Source organism: Streptomyces sp. NPDC107765 (assembly GCF_055657085.1).
The window spans coordinates 39,490-56,976 of the sequence record NZ_JBVKBL010000012.1 but is presented as its reverse complement, the minus strand read 5'-3'; the positions used below and the strand labels follow the sequence as shown (position 1 = coordinate 56,976).

The 17,487-nt window shown below is 73.4% G+C and carries 21 protein-coding genes; 14 read left to right on the top strand and 7 right to left on the bottom strand.

The features are described 5' to 3' along the window. The first annotated feature begins 202 nt into the window (after positions 1-202). The 3 genes from ACZ7MX_RS26825 to ACZ7MX_RS26815 all read left to right on the top strand — a co-directional run bounded on the left by ACZ7MX_RS26825 (position 203) and on the right by ACZ7MX_RS26815 (position 3,308). Positions 203-1,801, top strand: a complete 1,599-nt coding sequence (locus tag ACZ7MX_RS26825) for an ABC-F family ATP-binding cassette domain-containing protein (protein ID WP_472135801.1) — start codon at positions 203-205, stop codon at positions 1,799-1,801. A gap of 393 nt (positions 1,802-2,194) precedes the next feature. Then, on the top strand, positions 2,195-2,416 hold the full coding sequence (locus ACZ7MX_RS26820; RefSeq protein WP_030411710.1) for a helix-turn-helix domain-containing protein: 222 nt from the start codon (positions 2,195-2,197) through the stop codon (positions 2,414-2,416). A gap of 112 nt (positions 2,417-2,528) precedes the next feature. Then, positions 2,529-3,308 carry an enoyl-CoA hydratase/isomerase family protein gene (locus ACZ7MX_RS26815; RefSeq protein ID WP_472135800.1) on the top strand — a complete coding sequence of 260 codons (780 nt, stop codon included), beginning with the start codon at positions 2,529-2,531 and terminating at the stop codon, positions 3,306-3,308. Between the two features lie 97 nt (positions 3,309-3,405). Here ACZ7MX_RS26815 and ACZ7MX_RS26810 read toward each other — a convergent pair whose 3' ends face one another. After that, positions 3,406-4,131, bottom strand: a complete 726-nt coding sequence (locus ACZ7MX_RS26810; RefSeq protein WP_472135799.1) for a hypothetical protein — start codon at positions 4,129-4,131, stop codon at positions 3,406-3,408. A gap of 210 nt (positions 4,132-4,341) precedes the next feature. Between ACZ7MX_RS26810 and ACZ7MX_RS26805 the strand changes: the two genes are divergently transcribed. Genes ACZ7MX_RS26805 through amaP form a run of 5 tightly spaced genes read left to right on the top strand, consistent with a single transcriptional unit; the run spans position 4,342 to position 6,700 of the window. Beyond that, the gene (locus ACZ7MX_RS26805) at positions 4,342-4,800 is read left to right on the top strand and encodes an Asp23/Gls24 family envelope stress response protein (protein WP_265363248.1); all 459 of its coding nucleotides are present in this window, start codon (positions 4,342-4,344) and stop codon (positions 4,798-4,800) included. A 36-nt stretch (positions 4,801-4,836) separates the two neighbouring features. Then, entirely contained in the window at positions 4,837-5,034 is a 198-nt protein-coding gene (locus tag ACZ7MX_RS26800) for a hypothetical protein (protein ID WP_472135798.1), read from the top strand. Between the two features lie 6 nt (positions 5,035-5,040). Beyond that, positions 5,041-5,433 carry a hypothetical protein gene (locus tag ACZ7MX_RS26795; RefSeq protein WP_472135797.1) on the top strand — a complete coding sequence of 131 codons (393 nt, stop codon included), beginning with the start codon at positions 5,041-5,043 and terminating at the stop codon, positions 5,431-5,433. Beyond that, positions 5,430-6,089 (top strand): DUF6286 domain-containing protein, encoded by a 660-nt coding sequence (locus tag ACZ7MX_RS26790; RefSeq protein ID WP_472135796.1) that lies wholly within the window; start codon positions 5,430-5,432, stop codon positions 6,087-6,089. The genes ACZ7MX_RS26795 and ACZ7MX_RS26790 overlap by 4 nt, the downstream gene beginning before the upstream one ends. Before the next feature lie 5 nt (positions 6,090-6,094). Beyond that, positions 6,095-6,700 (top strand): alkaline shock response membrane anchor protein AmaP, encoded by a 606-nt coding sequence (gene amaP, locus ACZ7MX_RS26785; protein ID WP_472135998.1) that lies wholly within the window; start codon positions 6,095-6,097, stop codon positions 6,698-6,700. 36 nt (positions 6,701-6,736) lie between these two features. On the opposite strand, the gene ACZ7MX_RS26780 is transcribed toward amaP, so the two are convergent. The 6 genes from ACZ7MX_RS26780 to ACZ7MX_RS26755 all read right to left on the bottom strand — a co-directional run bounded on the left by ACZ7MX_RS26780 (position 6,737) and on the right by ACZ7MX_RS26755 (position 12,352). After that, on the bottom strand, positions 6,737-7,492 hold the full coding sequence (locus ACZ7MX_RS26780) for an SDR family oxidoreductase (protein ID WP_472135795.1): 756 nt from the start codon (positions 7,490-7,492) through the stop codon (positions 6,737-6,739). A 4-nt stretch (positions 7,493-7,496) separates the two neighbouring features. Continuing rightward, positions 7,497-9,281: a glycoside hydrolase family 15 protein gene (locus tag ACZ7MX_RS26775; RefSeq protein ID WP_472135794.1), complete on the bottom strand. Its 1,785-nt coding sequence runs from the start codon at positions 9,279-9,281 to the stop codon at positions 7,497-7,499. A gap of 29 nt (positions 9,282-9,310) precedes the next feature. Beyond that, a complete protein-coding gene (locus ACZ7MX_RS26770; protein ID WP_472135793.1) occupies positions 9,311-10,177 on the bottom strand; it encodes an SURF1 family cytochrome oxidase biogenesis protein in 867 nt (288 codons plus the stop codon). A gap of 71 nt (positions 10,178-10,248) precedes the next feature. Further along, positions 10,249-10,482: a hypothetical protein gene (locus tag ACZ7MX_RS26765; RefSeq protein ID WP_077192103.1), complete on the bottom strand. Its 234-nt coding sequence runs from the start codon at positions 10,480-10,482 to the stop codon at positions 10,249-10,251. 63 nt (positions 10,483-10,545) lie between these two features. After that, positions 10,546-11,601 carry a DEDDh family exonuclease gene (locus tag ACZ7MX_RS26760; protein ID WP_472135792.1) on the bottom strand — a complete coding sequence of 352 codons (1,056 nt, stop codon included), beginning with the start codon at positions 11,599-11,601 and terminating at the stop codon, positions 10,546-10,548. 133 nt (positions 11,602-11,734) lie between these two features. After that, positions 11,735-12,352, bottom strand: coding sequence for a TetR/AcrR family transcriptional regulator (locus ACZ7MX_RS26755; RefSeq protein ID WP_472135791.1), 618 nt, complete (start codon positions 12,350-12,352; stop codon positions 11,735-11,737). Between the two features lie 128 nt (positions 12,353-12,480). Between ACZ7MX_RS26755 and ACZ7MX_RS26750 the strand changes: the two genes are divergently transcribed. From ACZ7MX_RS26750 to ACZ7MX_RS26725, 6 genes are all read left to right on the top strand, one after another. Further along, positions 12,481-13,278, top strand: coding sequence for an acetoacetate decarboxylase family protein (locus ACZ7MX_RS26750; RefSeq protein ID WP_472135790.1), 798 nt, complete (start codon positions 12,481-12,483; stop codon positions 13,276-13,278). Further along, positions 13,278-14,162: an SDR family NAD(P)-dependent oxidoreductase gene (locus ACZ7MX_RS26745; protein WP_472135789.1), complete on the top strand. Its 885-nt coding sequence runs from the start codon at positions 13,278-13,280 to the stop codon at positions 14,160-14,162. The genes ACZ7MX_RS26750 and ACZ7MX_RS26745 overlap by 1 nt, the downstream gene beginning before the upstream one ends. A gap of 10 nt (positions 14,163-14,172) precedes the next feature. Next, positions 14,173-15,456: an amidohydrolase family protein gene (locus ACZ7MX_RS26740; RefSeq protein ID WP_472135788.1), complete on the top strand. Its 1,284-nt coding sequence runs from the start codon at positions 14,173-14,175 to the stop codon at positions 15,454-15,456. A 2-nt stretch (positions 15,457-15,458) separates the two neighbouring features. Then, positions 15,459-16,733, top strand: coding sequence for an amidohydrolase family protein (locus tag ACZ7MX_RS26735; protein ID WP_472135787.1), 1,275 nt, complete (start codon positions 15,459-15,461; stop codon positions 16,731-16,733). 100 nt (positions 16,734-16,833) lie between these two features. Beyond that, the gene (locus ACZ7MX_RS26730) at positions 16,834-17,061 is read left to right on the top strand and encodes a type II toxin-antitoxin system VapB family antitoxin (protein WP_472135786.1); all 228 of its coding nucleotides are present in this window, start codon (positions 16,834-16,836) and stop codon (positions 17,059-17,061) included. Beyond that, on the top strand, positions 17,058-17,468 hold the full coding sequence (locus ACZ7MX_RS26725; RefSeq protein ID WP_472135785.1) for a PIN domain-containing protein: 411 nt from the start codon (positions 17,058-17,060) through the stop codon (positions 17,466-17,468). The genes ACZ7MX_RS26730 and ACZ7MX_RS26725 overlap by 4 nt, the downstream gene beginning before the upstream one ends. The last annotated feature ends 19 nt before the right edge of the window (positions 17,469-17,487 follow it).

The following is a 17,487-nucleotide window of genomic DNA, read 5'->3' as shown; positions in this document are numbered from 1 at the left end:
CACGCTGTCGCAGCGCACGGCGTGGCCTGCGGTCCCGGGCCGCCGGCCGGCCCCCGCGCCCCGCCCGCCGGCCGGGAAAACTACTTGCACCGCCCCGTTAGACTGCCTCCCATGGCAGTTCTCCTCTGGGTTCATTAGACGGCGCAGCCCGCTCTCGGACCGTCCGTCCAATCCGCCGTCTTCCTGCCCTGGAGTTTTTCCCGTGATCACCGCTTCCGGCATCGAGCTGCGCGCCGGCGCCCGCGTCCTCATCGAGTCCGCCTCCTTCCGCATCGCCAAGGGCGACCGGATCGGCCTGGTCGGCCGTAACGGCGCCGGTAAGACCACCCTCACCAAGGTGCTGGCGGGGGAGGGCATCCCCGCCGCCGGCACGGTCACCCGCTCGGGAGAGGTCGGCTATCTGCCGCAGGACCCGCGCACCGGCGACCTGGACGTCCTCGCCCGCGACCGCATCCTGTCCGCCCGCGATCTTGACACCGTGCTGCGCAAGATGCGCGAGAACGAGGACCGGATGGCCAACGGCAAGGGCGCCACCCGCGAAAAGGCGATGAAGAAGTACGAGCGCCTGGAGACCGAGTTCCTGACCAAGGGCGGGTACGCCGCCGAGGCGGAGGCCGCGACCATCGCCGCCAGCCTCGGCCTGCCCGACCGCATCCTCGCCCAGCCGCTGCACACCCTCTCCGGCGGCCAGCGGCGCCGCGTCGAGCTGGCCCGGATCCTCTTCTCGGACTCCGACACCCTGCTGCTCGACGAGCCGACCAACCACCTCGACGCCGACTCGATCGTCTGGCTGCGCGACTACCTCAAGACCTACCGCGGCGGCTTCATCGTCATCTCGCACGACGTCGACCTGGTCGAGACCGTCGTGAACAAGGTGTTCTACCTGGACGCCAACCGGTCCCACATCGACATCTACAACATGGGCTGGAAGCTCTACCAGCAGCAGCGCGAGGCCGACGAGAAGCGCCGCAAGCGCGAGCGGGCCAACGCCGAGAAGAAGGCCGCCGCGCTCAACTCCCAGGCCGACAAGATGCGGGCCAAGGCCACCAAGACCGTCGCCGCGCAGAACATGGCCCGGCGCGCCGAGAAGCTGCTCTCGGGCCTGGACGAGGTGCGGGTCTCCGACAAGGTCGCCAAGCTGCGCTTCCCGGACCCGGCGCCGTGCGGCAAGACCCCGCTCACCGCCGAGGGCCTGTCGAAGTCCTACGGCTCCCTGGAGATCTTCACCGACGTCGACCTCGCCATCGACAAGGGCTCCCGGGTCGTCATCCTGGGCCTGAACGGCGCGGGCAAGACCACCCTGCTGCGACTGCTGGCCGGCGTCGAGCAGCCCGACACCGGCGAGGTCCGCCCGGGCCACGGCCTCAAGCTCGGCTACTACGCCCAGGAGCACGAGACCCTGGACCCGGACCGCACGGTCCTGGAGAACATGCGCTCGGCCGCCCCGGACATGGACCTGGTCGCCATCCGCAAGACGCTGGGCTCCTTCCTCTTCTCCGGCGACGACGTCGACAAGCCCGCCGGGGTGCTCTCCGGCGGCGAGAAGACCCGGCTCGCCCTGGCGACGCTGGTCGTCTCCTCCGCCAATGTGCTGCTGCTCGACGAGCCCACCAACAACCTCGACCCGGCCAGCCGCGAGGAGATCCTCGGCGCGCTGCACACCTATGCGGGCGCGGTGGTCCTGGTGACGCACGACGAGGGCGCGGTGGACGCGCTCCAGCCGGAGCGGATCATCCTGCTGCCCGACGGCGTCGAGGACCTGTGGGGCCAGGACTACGCGGATCTGGTCGCGCTGGCCTGATCCGGGCGCCCGGCCCGGAGGGCTCCGGGCCGGGGCGTAGCGGCCTCCCGCGGTGCGCTCACGGCGGGGGGATCATGCCGTATGGATCATTCGGCCGACGTGTGATCCATCATCTGAGTGAGAACGGCTCGTACACCGGCGTGCCTGCGCGCGGTGTCCCGTCCGCTCCGCCCCGGACCGCCCCTTTTCGGCCGTACGCCACCTGACCTGCCACTTCTCGTCCCGAGCGGCGGCCGCCCGGCCCGCGGGATGAGCGGAATGTCGCATTCCGCCCGCTGGAAAGGCGTCTCCGTCGGCAAAGGATGTCGGAGAGACCTTGTGGAATGGGTGGCCAGGAAGCCGGGGAGGGGTGATCATGAGAGTCCAGAGCGCACTTCCCACGAGGAGGCACGGGTGGCCGAGACTCTGAAGAAGGGCAGCCGGGTGACCGGCGCCGCGCGCGAGAAGCTCGCGGCAGACCTGAAGAAGAAGTACGACTCCGGTGCGAGCATCCGGGCGCTGGCCGAGGAAACCGGTCGCTCCTACGGATTCGTGCACCGGATGCTCACCGAATCCGGCGTGGTGCTGCGCGGTCGCGGCGGAGCCACAAGGGGCAAGAAGGCCGCCACGGTCTGACAGCCGCGTCTCCGGAACAGCGGTGTCCCCCCGGTCGGCCGATCAGTCGGCCGGGAGGTTACCGTTCAGTCACTTACGCACGCACGTGCGGCTGGCTGACTCGGAGGCGCTCATGACTCTGCTCGACAAGGACGGTGTGCGGCTCACCGTGGACGGCGACATCGCCACGGTGACCCTCGCCAACGCGGCCAAGCGCAATGCACAGTCGCCGGCCATGTGGCGGGCACTGGCCGAGGCGGGCTCACTGCTGCCGGGGAACGTCCGGATCGCGGTGCTGCGCGGTGAGGGCCAGTCCTTCTCCGCGGGCCTCGACCGGCAGGCGTTCACGCCTGAAGGCTTCGACGGCGAGCCGTCCTTCATCGATCTGGCGCGCGGTGCGGACGACACCCTGGACGACACGATCGCCGAGTACCAGGAAGCGTTCACCTGGTGGCGGCGGAACGACCTGGTGTCCATCGCCGTCGTCCAGGGGCACGCCATCGGCGCCGGCTTCCAGCTGGCGCTCGCCTGCGATCTGCGGGTGGCCGCGCAGGACGCCCAGTTCGCCATGCGGGAGACCAGCCTCGGGCTGGTCCCGGACCTGACCGGAACCCACCCCCTCGTCGGGCTGGTCGGCTACGCCCGGGCGCTGGAGATCTGCGCCACCGGACGGTTCGTGCACGCCGACGAGGCCGCGCGGATCGGTCTGGCCAACCTCGTCGTGCCCGGCGACGAACTCGACGCCGCCGTGTCCGACCTGGCCGCCGCACTGCTCGCCGCGCCGCGCGACGCCGTCGTCGAGACCAAGGCCCTGCTGGCCGGCGCCGCGGGCCGTACCTACGAGGAGCAGCGCCGCGCCGAACGCGCCGCCCAGGCCCGCCGGCTGCGCGACCTCGCGGGCATCGGCGACTAGCGCACCGAGGCCGGCGCGTACCTCCTGACGCAGCCCGCCCGGCCGCCGTACGGCAGCCGGCCGGGCTGTGTGCGTGCGGCCGGCGGCCGTCGCCGCTTCAGTCCCGCTCCACCGCGGTGACCAGCACCGCGACCGTCTCCGGGGCGTCCGGCCGGGCCGCCACCGCCTGCCGTACCGCGACGGCGACATCCAGCGGGCGGTAGCCGGCCGCCACGGCCAGCTGGACCATCGCATGTCCGTCGGTGCGTCGTACCGCCCGGGTCCGGCCGCCGAGCACCGGCGCCAGCCGGGCCACGCCGGACACCGCCAGCGCCGCGGCGGCGATGCCCTCCGGGCCCTCCGGGACCGCCCCGGCCGGCTCGGCCGTCACGGGCGGCTTCTCGGGACGGACGGTGGTGAGCGCCGGCCCCGCCGGGCCCGCCCCGGCCTCCTCCAGCAGGCCGGTCACCCGCAGGTCCACCGCGGCCACCACCAGCCCCAGCCCCTGCACCGACGCCTCCAGCAGCGCCGCCCGCACCTCGTCGGCGACGGCGGGCAGCGGCCGGTCGGCGACCGCGGCGAACTCGGCGCTGATCCGCAGCGGGCCCGGCGGCAGGGCGCTCGGCGGTGCCGGCACCGCGGGGTCAGGGGCGTGCGCCGGGTCGGCGACGGACAGCCGCAGGGTGCCGAGCCGCACCCCGGCCCGCGGGCCGAGCGCCGCCCGCAGCGCCCCGGCGGCGGCCTGCTCGGTGATCCAGGACCCGTTCGCGGGCCCGCCCAACGGCAGCACCCGGCCGATCCCCAGCTGCTGTCGTACCGTCTGCGCCACCTGTTCAGCGGCCACCGTGTCACCCCTTTCGGTCCCCCGCCCCCAGCCTGCCGCAGACCGGCCCGCACGGCAGGGCGGTGTGCCCAACGGCGTGGGCAGGAGCACTCTGCTGCCGCATCCCCCAAGCGCCCGCGGGCGACCCCACCTACTGTGGGAACGAAAACCTCCGAAACCGGAGCTAATGCGGACAGAAATCCCCTTCTCCCCGGAAAGGGACGTACGGTGATGACCGAGAGTCAGCAAGAGGACGGACCCAGGACGCCGGTCAAGCGCGGCGGCGGTGACCCCGCGACGCGTGGGCGGACCACCATCGCCGACGGCGTGGTGGAGAAGATCGCCGGCCTCGCGGCCCGGGACGTCGTCGGCGTGCACGCCATGGGCAGCGGCCTGGCCCGCACGCTCGGCGCGGTACGTGAGCGGGTGCCCGGCGGCGGCCGGGCGGCGACCGCGAGCCGCGGGGTGAAGGCCGAGGTCGGCGAGGTGCAGACCGCGCTCGACCTGGAGATCGTGGTCGACTACGGCGTCGCCATCGCCGACGTCGCGCGCAGCGTCCGGGAGAACGTCATCGCCGCGGTGGAACGGATGACGGGCCTGGAGGTCGTCGAGGTGAACATCGCGGTCAGCGACGTCAAGCTCCCCGACGAAGCGGACGAAGAAGAGGAAGCGGAGCCGCGGCTCCAGTGAGCGGGCCCGTCCGGAGTGGCAGCGAAGGAGCGCACGATGAGCATGGCCGTGGCCGGTCTTCTGGCCGGAATGGCGCTGGGCTTCGCCGGATACTTCGGCGGCTTCGGCGCGTTCGTACTGGTGGCGGCGCTGGGCGCGGTCGGGTTCGTGGCGGGCCGGATCCTCGACGGGGACGTGCAGGCCCGCGAGTTCTTCCGCGCGCGCACCGGCGACCGCGACGAACGGCGGCGGTGAGCCGGGGTGACGACGGCGTCCCCGCCCACCGCTGCCGCTGACGTACCGGCGGGCGAGCGGGGCGCGACACGGATCGCGGACCGGGTGGTGGCGAAGATCGCCGCCCGGGCCGCCCGCGAGGCACTGCGCGCACAGTCCCCGCAGGACCGCACGGACGCGCACGCCACGGTGAGCGTCCACCGGCGCGAAGACTTGGCGCACCTCGGCGAGGCGCGGGTACGGATCGCGGTGGAACTGGGCTACCCCTCGGACATCGGGGCGCAGTGCCGGGTGGTGCGCCGCCGAGTGACCGAGCGCGTGGGGGAGTTGGCGAACATGACGGTCCCCGAAGTCACGGTGGAGGTCGAGCGGCTGCACTCCCCGCTGCTGGAGGGCAGGGGCCGGGAGAGGGTGCGATGAGCGACGACGACGCGGAGCCGGCGGAGACCCGGCGGCTGCCCACCCTGGAGGAACCGCCCGGCGGATCGCCCCGTTCCGCCACCGGTGCGACCGCCACCGGCGCCGCGGACGACGGCCGCACCGGCCGCTTCTGGTCGTCCCGCCGGGTGCCGGCCGCCCTGGTCGCGCTGGTGCTGCTGGCCGCCGCGGGCCTGCTGCTCTACGACGTGGCCGCGGTCCGCGCGCACCGCCCCGCGATGGCCTGGCGCCGGCGGCTGGCCGGCGAACTGGCCACCCGCCACCTTGACGACACCTGGGTGCTGGCCGCCGCGGCGCTGGCCGCGGCGGTGGGCCTCTGGCTGATCGTGCTCGCCGTCACCCCCGGTCTGCGCCGGATGCTGCCGATGCGGCCGGTGGCCCCGGACGTCCGGGCCGGCCTCGACCGGCCGGCCGCCGCGCTGGTGCTGCGCGACCGCGCCATGGAGGTCGCCGGTGTCCAGTCCGTCCGGATGACCGTCGGCCGGCACCGGACCAAGGCCCGGGCGGTCTCCCACTTCCGCGAGCTCGACGAGGTCCGCGCCGACCTCGACGCCGCACTCGGCGCCGGCCTCGACCAGCTGGGCCTGGCCCACCGGATGCGGCTGACCGTGCACGTCCGCCGTCCGAAGAAGGGGTGAGCGCGATGCGCCGGACCCGCAGAAAAGCCAACCGGGTGCTGCTCGGCCTGACCGGCGTGGTGCTGTTCGGTGCCGGCGGACTGGTGCTGCTCGGCGGGCTGGACCTGCCCGCGACCTGGCACCTCGGGCTGCCGGCCGGCTGGCCCTGGTCCCGCCCCGGCGACGTCCTGCTCCCCGCGCGGCAGCGCACCCGCTGGACGGACCAGGGCTGGTGGTGGCCGGTGGTCATCGCCGCGCTGGCCGTCCTCGTGCTGCTCCTGCTGTGGTGGCTGCTGGCGCAGTTCCGGCGCCACCGGCTCGGCGAGATCCTCGTCGACAGCGGCGACGGCGAGGGCGCCGAACTGCGCGGGCGGGCGCTGGAGGCGGTGCTCACCGCCGAGACGGAGGCCCTGGACGGCGTCGACCGGGCCGCCGTACGGCTCACCGGCCGCCGCACCGAACCCCGGGTCCGGGCGGTCCTCGCGCTCGCCCCGCACGCCGACCCCGGCCATGTCCTCGGCCGGCTGTCCGGCGAGGCGATGACGCACGCCCGGCGCTCGGCGGGGCTCGACCGGCTGCCGGCCGAGGTCCGGCTGCGCGAGGTCAAGCACCGCCCCGAACGCGTCACTTGAGGGCCGGGGCGGGCCGCCGCCCGCCCCGCGGCCCCGTCAGAAGCCGTGCCGGGCCCCGCCGTCGACCGGCACCATCACCCCGCTCACGTACGACGCCGCCGGCGACAGCAGGAACGCCGCGACCCGGCCGAACTCCGCGGGCGTGCCGTACCGGCCCAGCGGGATCGCCGCGGAGTTACGGGCCCGGCTGCCCTCCGGGTCGCCGGAGAGCGCGTCCAGCTGGGTCATCCGGTCGGTGCCGATCCGGCCGGGCAGCACCCCGAGGACCCGGATGCCGCGCGGCCCCACCTCATTGGCGAGCGACTTCGCAAAACCGGCCAGACCGGGCCGCAGCCCGTTGGAGACGGTCAGGCCGGCGATCGGCTCGTACACCGAACCGGACAGCACGAAGCCGATCACGCCGCCCTCGTCCAGCTCGGCGGCGGCCGTCCGGGCCAGCCGCACCGCGCCGAGGAAGACCGATTCGAAGGCCGCCTGCCACTGCTCGTCGGTGTTGTCCGCGGCCGACCCCGGCGGCGGACCGCCCACGCTGATCAGTACGCCGTCCAGTCGGCCGAAGCGCTCGCGGGCGGCCGCCACCAGGCGGGCCGGGGTGTCCGCGGCGGCGTTGTCGGCCGCCACGCCCAGGGCGCGTTCGCCCAGTGAGGCGGCGGCCTGCGCGGCGCTCTCCTCGGTGCGGCCGCTGATCACGACGTTCGCGCCGTCGTCGACGAGCGCACGGGCGGTGGCGAAACCCAGGCCACGGGTCGCCCCGGTGACGAGGTACGTCCGGTCGGTGAGTCCAAGATCCATGGCCCTAGTCTGCCTCCGACCCGTCCAGCAGCCCGAAGGCGGTCCCCACCAGCCCGATGTGGCTGAACGCCTGCGGACAGTTCCCCAGCTGGCGGCCGGCCGCCGGGTCGTACTCCTCCGCGAGCAGCCCCACGTCGTTGCGGAGCGACAGCAGCCGCTCGAAGAGCTGCGCCGCCTCGTCCCGCCGGCCGCTCATCCGCAGCGCGTCGGCGAGCCAGAACGAGCAGACCAGGAAGGTGCCCTCACCGCCCGGCAGCCCGTCGATCGAGCCCCCGTCGGTGGTGTACCGGCGCACCAGGCCCTCGTGCGTCAGCTCCCGGCGCACCGCCTCGATGGTGCCCCGCACCCGCGGGTCGTCCCCGGGCAGGAAGCCCACCCGGGGGATCAGCAGGGTGGCCGCGTCCAGATCCCGGGACTCGTAGGACTGGGTGAACGTGCCGCGCTCGTCGTCGTAACCCCGCTCGCACACCTCCCGGTGGACCTCGTCCCGCATCGCCCGCCAGCGGCCGAGCTCGCCGCCCAGCTTCGGGTTCGCCTCCAGGGCCTTGACCGCCCGGTCGGCCGCCACCCACGCCATGACCTTGGAGTGCACGAAGTGCCGGCGCGGCCCGCGGATCTCCCACAGCCCCTCGTCGGGGTCGCGCCAGTTGGACTCCAGGTACTCCATCAGCGACCGCTGGATGCTCCAGGCGTGCGCTTCGGCCGGCAGCCCGGCGGTGCGGGCGAGGTGGAAGGAGTCCAGCACCTCCCCGTAGACGTCCAGCTGGCGCTGGTCGACGGCGCCGTTGCCGATCCGCACCGGCGCGGAGTCGCAGTATCCGGTCAGCCACGGCACCTCGTACTCCGGCAGCCGCCGCTCCCCGGCCAGCCCGTACATGATCTGCAGGTCGTCCGGGGCGCCGGCCACCGCCCGCAGCAGCCAGTCCCGCCAGGCGCCGGCCTCGTCCACATACCCGGCGGACAGCAGGGAGTTCAGGGTGAGGCTGGCGTCGCGCAGCCAGCAGTAGCGGTAGTCCCAGTTGCGCACCCCGCCGAGCTCCTCGGGCAGCGAGGTGGTGGGCGCGGCGACGATGCCGCCGGTGGGCGCGTAGGTGAGGGCCTTGAGGGTGATCAGCGAGCGGACCACCGCCTCGCGGTACGGCCCGTCGTAGCGGCACCGCGCCGACCAGGCATGCCAGTCCTCCAGCGTGTCGTCCAGCGCGCCGAACGGCTCGATCTGGTCCGGCCGCGGCTCGTGCGAGGGGTGCCAGGTCAGGACGAAAGCGGTGCGCTCGCCCTCGGCGACGGTGAAGTCCGAGCGGGTGCTGAGGTCCTTGCCGTAGGTGTGGCCCTGCTCCGGGGTGCGCAGCCATACGGAGTCCGGGCCGGCGATCGCGACCCGGGAGCCCTCGGCGGCCCGCACCCAGGGCACCACCCGCCCGTAGTCGAACCGCAGCCGCAGCACTCCGCGCATCTCGACCCGGCCCGCAAGGCCCTCCACGATCCGTACGACATCGGGCTGGACGTCGCGCTGCGGCATGAAGTCGGTGACCTTCACGCGGCCGGTCGGGGTCTCCCAGACGGTGTCGAGGATCAGTGACTCGCCGCGGTACGAGCGGTGGGCGCGGGCCTCGGGTGAGCGCGGGGCCAGCTGCCAGTGGCCGTTGTCCTTGCTGCCGAGGAGGGCCGCGAAGCAGGCGGGTGAGTCGAAGCGGGGCAGGCACAGCCAGTCGATCGAACCGTCGCGGCCGACGAGCGCGGCGGACTGCAGGTCCCCGATGAGCGCGTAGTCCTCGATATGTGGGTGCACGCAGCTCGCCTTCCCGCGGTGCGGGGGCTCTACTCGGTGCCGGCGGCCGACCGGGCTACGTCGGCGGAACCGCCGTTCTCCCGCCCTGTTTCAGCGGCTTCGGGCGCATTGTCTGCTTCGTCCGCACCCGCTGCGGCCTCCTCGGCCGCCGTCGCCCGGTCGCGGCGCTCCCGGCGCACCAGCACCACCCAGCCGACCGGAACCGCCGCCGCGAACAGCCACCACTGGATGGCGTACGCCATGTGCGGGCCGATGGAGTCGTGGTCCGGCTCGGGGACCATCTCCGGTGTGCCGCCCGGCGCCTTGGGCCCGGTCTGCTCGATGTAGCCGCCGAGCATCGGCCGGCCGGTCCGCTTCGCCTGCTCCCTGCTGTTGATCAGCATGACCTGGCGGGGCGGCAGTCCCTTGGTGTCCTTGATGCCGCTGACCGCGGTGGTCTCGTCGGCCATCATCCGGCCGGTGACGGTGACCGTGCCCTTGGGAACGGGCGGGACGTCGGGGAACTTGGTGAGGTCGTCGCCCGCCGAGATCCAGCCGCGGTTGACCAGTACGTCGTCGCCGTTGCCGAGGGTCAGCGGGGTGAGGACGTAGTAGCCGATGGACTGTTCGTCGGCGGCGGTGCGCTGCCGGACCACGACCTCGTGGGCGGTGTCGTAGCGGCCGGTGGCGGTCACCGGGCGCCACATGTCGCGGTGCGGCAGGTCCCGTCCGGGGGCGGCTAGGTCGGTCACCGGGACCGGCTTCGCGGCCAGGCTGGACGCGATGAGCTGGTTCTGCGCCACCTTGTGCTCATGACGGTGCAGCTGCCAGAAGCCCAGCTTGATCATGACGGGGATCAGCACGAGACCCACGAGGGTGAGGATCACCCACTGCCGGGACAACAGGAAGCGGTACACGGCTTCGACGGTACCTGGGGCGGTCCGGCCGCCCGGCGCCGGGTCCGGGGGCGCCGGCCGCCGCCCCGCCCTCAGACCCGGTCGACGATGCCCACCCGCCCGTCCGACCGGGCGCAGTGCGCCCCGCAGTACCACTTGCCGTCGGCCTCGACGCCCTGCCCGATGATCTGGACCCGGCAGTGCTCACAGATCGGCGCCATGCGGTGGATGGCGCAGGAGAAACAGTCGAAGACGTGCACCGCGCCCTGCGCGTGCACCTCGAACGTCATCCCGTAGTCGTTTCCGCAGACCTCACAACGTGCCATGCGCCACAGCGTGCGGGTGGGGCCGGTGCGGGGCGAGGCGCCGGGGGGCGTGTTGGACGGGCTTCACCCGGACGCAGGCGCGGACCCGGCCGGCGCGACGTCCTGCAGCAGCTGCATGAACGCCGCCTCGTCGATCACGACCGTGCCGTACGCGGCGGCCTTGACGGTCTTGGAGGTGCGGGCGTCCGGGTCGTTGGTGACCAGCAGGCTGGTCACCCGGGACACGCTCGTGGCGACGTGCAGTCCGGCCTCGATCGCCCGGTCCTCCAGCAGCTCGCGGTCCACCGAGGTGTCACCGGAGAAGGCCACCCGCATCCCCTGGACGAGCCGCCCGCCGTCGACGTAGCGCCCCGGATTGGGGTACGGGCAGGCCGGCCGCTTGCGGGACGGCCGCCAGGTGGACGGGCGGTAGGCCGACGCGGCGGCGGTCCGGCGGGGCGCGGGGCTGTCCGACCACTCCGTGAGCGGCTGGCAGCTCAGCAGCGGCAGCCGGAGGTTCTCCCGGGCGGCCCGCCGCAAACTGGGACGAAACGCCTCGGCCAACACCCGGGCGTCGTCCAGCGCGTGGTGGGCGCGCTCCTGGACGACGCCGTAATGGGCGGCCAGCGACTCCAGTTTGTGGTTGGGCAGCTCCAGCCCGAGCTCCTTCGACAGTGCGATCGTGCACAGCCGCTGGCTCACCGGGGCGACCGCGGCGGCCCGGGCGTACTCACGGGCGATCATCGACCAGTCGAACATGGCGTTGTGCGCCACCAGTACCCGGCCGTCGAGCCGCCTCGACAGCTCCGGGACGACGTCCGGGAAGAGCGGGGCGTCGGCCAGCACCGCGCTGGTGAGCCCGTGGATCCACACCGGGCCCGGGTCCCGCTGCGGGTTGACGAGGGTGTACCAGTGGTCCTGGACCTCGCCCGTCGCGTCGAGTTGGTACACGGCCGCGGAGATGATCCGGTCGTCCCGCGCCAGGCCCGTCGTCTCCACGTCGACCACCGCATACCCCTCGGGGTACCCGGACGGCCAGGGAGCCGGCGGCGTGGGCGGCGTCGGTGGCGCGGGCGGTCCCGGCTGCTGCCCGATCTTCGGCGCGATCGGGTCGGCTGCTGCCATGCGGTCTTCGAGCATGGTCCCTGAGGATACGGGCCCCCACCGACACCGGCCGAACCCGGACCGCCGCCGCAACCCGCCCGGACGGCCCGCAATCCGGCAAATCCGGCCCGCCGCCGCGCGTTTGACGCCGCCGCGTCCCGATGCCCCCTCAGCCCGGCAGCAGGGACGCCACCAGTGCCTCCAGCGCGACCGTGAACAGCCGCTCTGGGTCGGCCGGTGCGGCCAGGGCGCGGGCCAGCGCCGGATCGTGTTCCGCGGCGGGGGAGTCCCACAGCTCGCCCTCGCCGGGGTGCTGCGCGGGCGACCGCTCGCGGGCCCGCTCGACCAGCACGAAGCCGACGACCTGGAACTGCACCGCGCGGACCGCCTCGGCGGCCGGCCGCCCGCGCAGCCCGGCGGCGTGCAGCTCGTGGACCAGCGCCTGCTGGGCGGGCAGGAACATCCGCTCCGTCAGCCCGCGTTCGTGCACCATCGCGATCAGCTGCGGCCGTTCGCGCAGCGCCGTGTACAGCGCCCGGGCGACCGAGACGACCCGGGCGCGCGGGGTGCGACCGGTGGGCCGGATCTCGCCCATCTCCCGGACGGTGCGCTCGACCAGGGCGTCCAGCAGGGACTCGCGGTTGCCGACGTGCCAGTAGATGGAGGTGACGGCGGTGCCCAGCTCCGTGGCGAGCCGGCGCATGGTCAGGGCGGCCGGGCCGTGCTCCCGCACCAGGCGGGCGGCGGCCGCCAGCACCTCTTCCCCGGTCAGTGCGGTACGTGTCATGGCCCCACCTGTCTTCGTCAACTTCCTTGCCCGAAAGGGCCTTTACCCTTCGTCCCACACGGTGTAACAGTGTTACAGGCGCCGATGGAACCCCCGGAAGGTCACGAACCTGCGAAGGGCGGTACGACATGGCACGCATACGCTACGGAGCCCGCACCGAGGCGGAGATCGCCGCGGCGCGCGCCACCGGCTCCCGGCTCCCCGACATCTGGTCAACCGGCGTGGTGGCGCTCTGGGAGAGCGATCCGGACGCGGTCGCGGCGGTGCTGCCGCCGCCGCTGAAACCCTCCGGACGGCCGCTGGTCCGGGCCACCGTCAGCACCGTTACGCTGCCCGGCTATCCGCTCGGTGCCGGCTCGGTCGCGGTCGCCGCCGAGCACGACGGTGTGGCGGGCTGGTATCCGCTCGTCATGCCGATGACCCACGAGCGGGCCCTGACCGGCGGCCGGGAGGTCTTCGGGGAGCCGAAGAAGCTCGGCGAGGTGACCGTCGAGCGCGACGGCCTGACCGTACGCGCCGCGCTGGCCCGACACGGCATCGCCTTCGTGGAGGTGCGCGGCGCGGTGAGCGGCAGCCTGCCGGTCCCGGAGCCGGCGGAGCGGACCGACTTCTACGTCAAATTCCTTCCCGCGGTGGACGGTTCGGGCTTCGACGGGGACCCGGTACTGGTGCACTGCGTGCGGCGGGAGAAACACCGCACCCTGGAGCGGGTCACCGGCGACGTCGTCCTGCGGGAGTCGATGTACGACCCGGTCGCCGACCTCCCCGTCCGCACCCTCGTCGGGATCACGCTCGGCGAGAAGACCAGCGACCAGCGGGGCAGGGTCGTCGCGCGGGTGGACCCCGAGGCCCTGCTGCCCTACGTCCACCAGCGGTACGACGACCCGCAGCAGATCCTCGACGGGCCGCCCGAGGGGAGCGTCTGATGGAGCTGCGGGCGGGACAGGTCGCGGTCGTCACCGGAGCAGCGAGCGGCATCGGCCTCGCGCTGGCGCGGCGCTTCGCCGCCGAGGGGCTCAAGGTGGTCCTCGCCGACGTCGAGGAGGCGCCGCTGCGCGCCGCCGCGGACGCGCTCGCGGCCGACGGCGCGGAGGTCCTGGCCCGCACCGTCGACGTCGGGGTGCGCGACGAGGTGCGGGGACTCGCCGACGCGGCGTACGACGCCTTCGGCGCGGTCCACGTGCTGTGCAACAACGCCGGCGTCGGCTCCGGCGCCGAGGGCCGCATGTGGGAACACGAGGTCAACGACTGGAAGTGGGCCTTCGCGGTCAACGTGTGGGGCGTCTTCCACGGCATCCAGGCGTTCGTGCCCCGCATGCTCGCGGGCGGCGCACCGGGCCGGGTCGTCAACACCTCCTCCACCGACGGCGGCATCGCCCCGCTGCCCACCGCGTCCGTCTACGCCGTCACCAAGGCCGCCGTGGTGACGATGACGGAATCGCTGCACGCCCATCTGAGGGCGGAGGGCGCGCCCGTCGGGGCGTCGGTGCTGTTCCCCGGCCCGCACATGCTGCGCACCGGTCTGTGGGAGTCGCACCGCAACCGGCCCGCGCGGTACGCCAAGGAGAGACCCCGCCGGACGCCCTACCGCAGCCTCGGCCAGTGGGAGGCCGCGATGAAGGAGGCCGGGCAGGAGATCGCGTTCACCCCGGTCGAGGAGGTCGCCGGGACCGTGGTGGACGGCATCCGGGCGGACCGGTTCTGGATGCTGCCGCCCGGCGAGCACACCGACCGGCAGATCAGGGCCCGGGCGCGGTCGATGCTGGACCGGTCCGCCCCGTCGTACCTCGAACGCTTCATCCTGGACTGAGGGGTGTGTGATGACCGACCAGGACCCGTACCTGATCATCTCCTCCGACTGCCACGCCGGGCTGCCCACCGAGGAGTACCGGCCCTATCTGGAGCGCCGCTTCCACCGGGCCTTCGAGGAGTTCCTCGGGGAGCGCGGCGCCCGCCGGGAGGAGGCCACCCGGCTCGGCATCCGCAACGACGCGTTCGCCGCCCGGTGGTTCGCCGACCACGAGGAGGGCCTGCGCGGCGGCTGGGACCCCGCGCAGCGCCTCAAGGAGCTCGACGGCGACGGCGTCGCGGCGGAGGTCGTCTTCCCGGACGCGGACGCGGTGGACAGCCGGACCGCCGCGCCCTTCGGCGTGGGGCTCGGGCTCTCCGGCGACCAGGACCCCGAGCTCGGCATGGCGGGGGCCCGGGCCCACAACCGCTGGCTCGCCGAGTTCGTCTCTGCGCACCCCGAACGGCACTGCGGCGTCGCCCTGTTGCCCGTGACGGCGGACCCCGGCGAGGTCGTCGCGGAGGTCCACCGCGCCAAGGAGTCCGGACTCGGGGCCCTGATGATCCCGTCCATGTGGGCCGACAAGGCGCCCTACCACGACCGGCGTTACGAACCCGTTTGGGCGGCCGCCGCCGAGTGCGCGATGCCGGTGGTCACCCACTCCGGTGCCGCGCCCCGCCACGAATACGGCGACCACCTGGGCATCTACGTCTCCGAGGTGACCTGGTGGCCGGCCCGGCCGCTGTGGTTCCTGCTCTGGTCCGGCGTCTTCGAACGCCACCCCGGCCTGAAGTTCGGCGTCGCGGAGTCGGGCTGCTGGTGGCTGCCGAACCTGCTGTGGTTCATGGACCGCCTCTACCTGGGCGCGCACGGCGGCAAAAAACTGTCCCCCTTCGCCGAGTTGAAGCGGGCGCCGCACGAATACCTCGACCGCCAGGTGTTCGTCTGCGCCACCAACACCAAGCGCCGCGAACTCGCCCAGCGCTACGAGATCGGCGTCGACAACATCCTCTGGGGCAGCGACTTCCCGCACCCCGAGGGCACCTGGCCGGACACCCGCAGGTGGCTGCGCGACACCTTCCACGACATCCCGGTCGCCGAGACCCGCCGGATGCTCGGTCTGGCCGCGGCCGAGGTCTTCGGCTTCGACCCGGAGGCGCTCGCCCCGCTGGCCCGCCGTATCGGCCCGACGCCCGCCGAACTCGGCCAGCCCGACGACCAGTCGGCCGTCGAGGCGGCCTGGGCCCGCTCCCGCGACGTGGGCCGCCACTGGCTCACCGGCCACGACTTCCCGCTGCTGGGAACGGAGTGCTGACGATGACCGCACCGAGGGGGACCACCATGACGACGACCGGTTCGCCGACCGAGGAGCGCTGGACCGTCATCTCCGCCGACTGCCACGCCGGCGCCGACCTGCTCGACTACAAGCCGTATCTGGAGTCCCGCCACCACGACGCCTTCGACGCCTGGGCGGCGACCTACGTCAATCCGCACGAGGACCTGCTCGCCGACACCGCCGACCGCAACTGGAACTCCGCCCGCCGGCTCGCCGAACTGGAGGCCGACGGCATCGTCGCCGAGGTCGTCTTCCCCAACACCATCCCGCCGTTCTTCCCCAGCGCCTCCCTCATGGCACCGCCGCCCACCGGTACGGAGTTCGAGCTGCGCTGGGCCGGCCTGCGGGCCCACAACCGCTGGCTGGCCGACTTCTGCGCGGACGCCCCGGGCCGCCGGGCCGGCGTCGCCCAGATCCTCCTCAACGACGTCGAGCTGGCCGTACGGGAGGTCCGCCGCACCAAGGAGGCGGGGCTCACCGGCGGCATCATGCTCCCCGGCACCCCGCCCGGCTCCGGCCTCCCCGAACTCCACTCCGCGGCCTACGACCCCCTCTGGGCGGTCTGCGACGAACTGCAGGTCCCGGTCAACCACCACGGCGGCTCCGCCTCCCCGCCGCTCGGTGACGAACCGGCCGCCCGCGCGGTCTTCATGGTCGAGACGACCTGGTTCTCGCACCGCGCCCTGTGGCACCTGATCTTCGGCGGCGCCTTCCGCCGCCACCCCGGACTCCGGCTGGTCCTGACGGAACAGGGCTCGGGCTGGATCCCCGGCATCCTGGACATGCTGGACTACTACCACGGCCGGCTGGTCGCGGCCGCCTCCCGGACCGCCGCCACCGCCGAGTCCCGGTTCGGCGCCGGCCTGGCCGCCACCATGGACGCCACCCCGACCGACGTCTGGCGCGACCACTGCTTCGTCGGCGCCAGCTTCATGCGCCCGCACGAGGTCCCGCTGCGCCACCGCATCGGCCTCGACAAGATCATGTGGGGCAGCGACTACCCGCACGACGAGGGCACCCACCCCTACTCCCGCGAGGCCCTCCGCCTCGCCTTCGCGGACCTGCCCCCCGACGAGACCGCCGCCCTGCTCGCCACCAACGCCGCCCACGTCTACGGCTTCGACCTCGCCCACCTGGCCCCCATAGCCGCCCGCGTAGGCCCCACCACCACCGAACTCACCCGCCCCCTGGACAAGATCCCCCCGAACGCCACCAGCCCGGCCTTCGCCCCGGGAGGGTCGGTACGGGTGTGGTGAGGGGCGGGGGCGGGGTGGCCGGACGAGAGGGGGAAGATCAGCTCCCGCCCGGCGTCTATACCTGCTAACGTGTCGTATATACGGCTCAAGGGAGGCAGTCATGACCAAGATGCTCATCGACATCGATGAGGAGGCCCTGGCTGCCGCCCAGGAGGCCTTTGGCACCCGCACGAAGAAGGACACCGTCAACACCGCCCTGGCCGAGGGAGCCGCTCGCATACGGCGTGCCCGAGCCCTCGCCGAGTCACGCCGACTGGCGCAGGACGGTGCGATCGACCTTGACCTGCTTATGGACAAGCGCCACTACCGCCCCAGGCCGGGGCAGTGATCGCGGTCAAGTACCTCGCCGACACCTCGGCCATTGTTCGTTTCCTCACCAAGGGGGCGGACCGCTACGGGTGGGACGAGCAACTCCAGTCCGGGGTGGTGGGGTTGTGCGACCTGACCGAGCTGGAGATCGGCTTCAGTGCCCGATCCGTCGCGGACCGCGAGGCCCTGCTGGAGCAACTGTCCAGCTACTACGCCTGGTGCCCCGTCCTGGACGGTGCGCACAGCAGGGCCCGCGAGGTCCAGCGTGAGCTCACCCGTAACGGACAGCACCGCAGTGCCGGGCCTGTGGACCTGGTGGTTGCCGCCACTGCGGAGCTCCTCGGGCTCACTCTCGTGCACTGCGACCGGGACTTCGAGGTCATCGCCGCGGTGAGCGGCCAGTCGACACACATGATCGGGCCCTGAGGCCGCAGTGCGCGCGGCG

Excerpts from the sequence above, each read along its gene's own strand:
- ACZ7MX_RS26815 (WP_472135800.1), top strand. The coding sequence starts at position 2,529 with ATGACTCTGCTCGACAAGGACGGTGTGCGGCTCACCGTGGACGGCGAC.
- ACZ7MX_RS26805 (WP_265363248.1), top strand. The coding sequence starts at position 4,342 with ATGACCGAGAGTCAGCAAGAGGACGGACCCAGGACGCCGGTCAAGCGC.
- ACZ7MX_RS26800 (WP_472135798.1), top strand. The coding sequence starts at position 4,837 with ATGAGCATGGCCGTGGCCGGTCTTCTGGCCGGAATGGCGCTGGGCTTC.
- ACZ7MX_RS26790 (WP_472135796.1), top strand. The coding sequence starts at position 5,430 with ATGAGCGACGACGACGCGGAGCCGGCGGAGACCCGGCGGCTGCCCACC.
- amaP (WP_472135998.1), top strand. The coding sequence starts at position 6,095 with ATGCGCCGGACCCGCAGAAAAGCCAACCGGGTGCTGCTCGGCCTGACC.
- ACZ7MX_RS26780 (WP_472135795.1), bottom strand. The coding sequence starts at position 7,492 with ATGGATCTTGGACTCACCGACCGGACGTACCTCGTCACCGGGGCGACC.
- ACZ7MX_RS26765 (WP_077192103.1), bottom strand. The coding sequence starts at position 10,482 with ATGGCACGTTGTGAGGTCTGCGGAAACGACTACGGGATGACGTTCGAG.
- ACZ7MX_RS26760 (WP_472135792.1), bottom strand. The coding sequence starts at position 11,601 with ATGCTCGAAGACCGCATGGCAGCAGCCGACCCGATCGCGCCGAAGATC.
- ACZ7MX_RS26755 (WP_472135791.1), bottom strand. The coding sequence starts at position 12,352 with ATGACACGTACCGCACTGACCGGGGAAGAGGTGCTGGCGGCCGCCGCC.
- ACZ7MX_RS26750 (WP_472135790.1), top strand. The coding sequence starts at position 12,481 with ATGGCACGCATACGCTACGGAGCCCGCACCGAGGCGGAGATCGCCGCG.
- ACZ7MX_RS26745 (WP_472135789.1), top strand. The coding sequence starts at position 13,278 with ATGGAGCTGCGGGCGGGACAGGTCGCGGTCGTCACCGGAGCAGCGAGC.
- ACZ7MX_RS26740 (WP_472135788.1), top strand. The coding sequence starts at position 14,173 with ATGACCGACCAGGACCCGTACCTGATCATCTCCTCCGACTGCCACGCC.
- ACZ7MX_RS26735 (WP_472135787.1), top strand. The coding sequence starts at position 15,459 with ATGACCGCACCGAGGGGGACCACCATGACGACGACCGGTTCGCCGACC.
- ACZ7MX_RS26730 (WP_472135786.1), top strand. The coding sequence starts at position 16,834 with ATGACCAAGATGCTCATCGACATCGATGAGGAGGCCCTGGCTGCCGCC.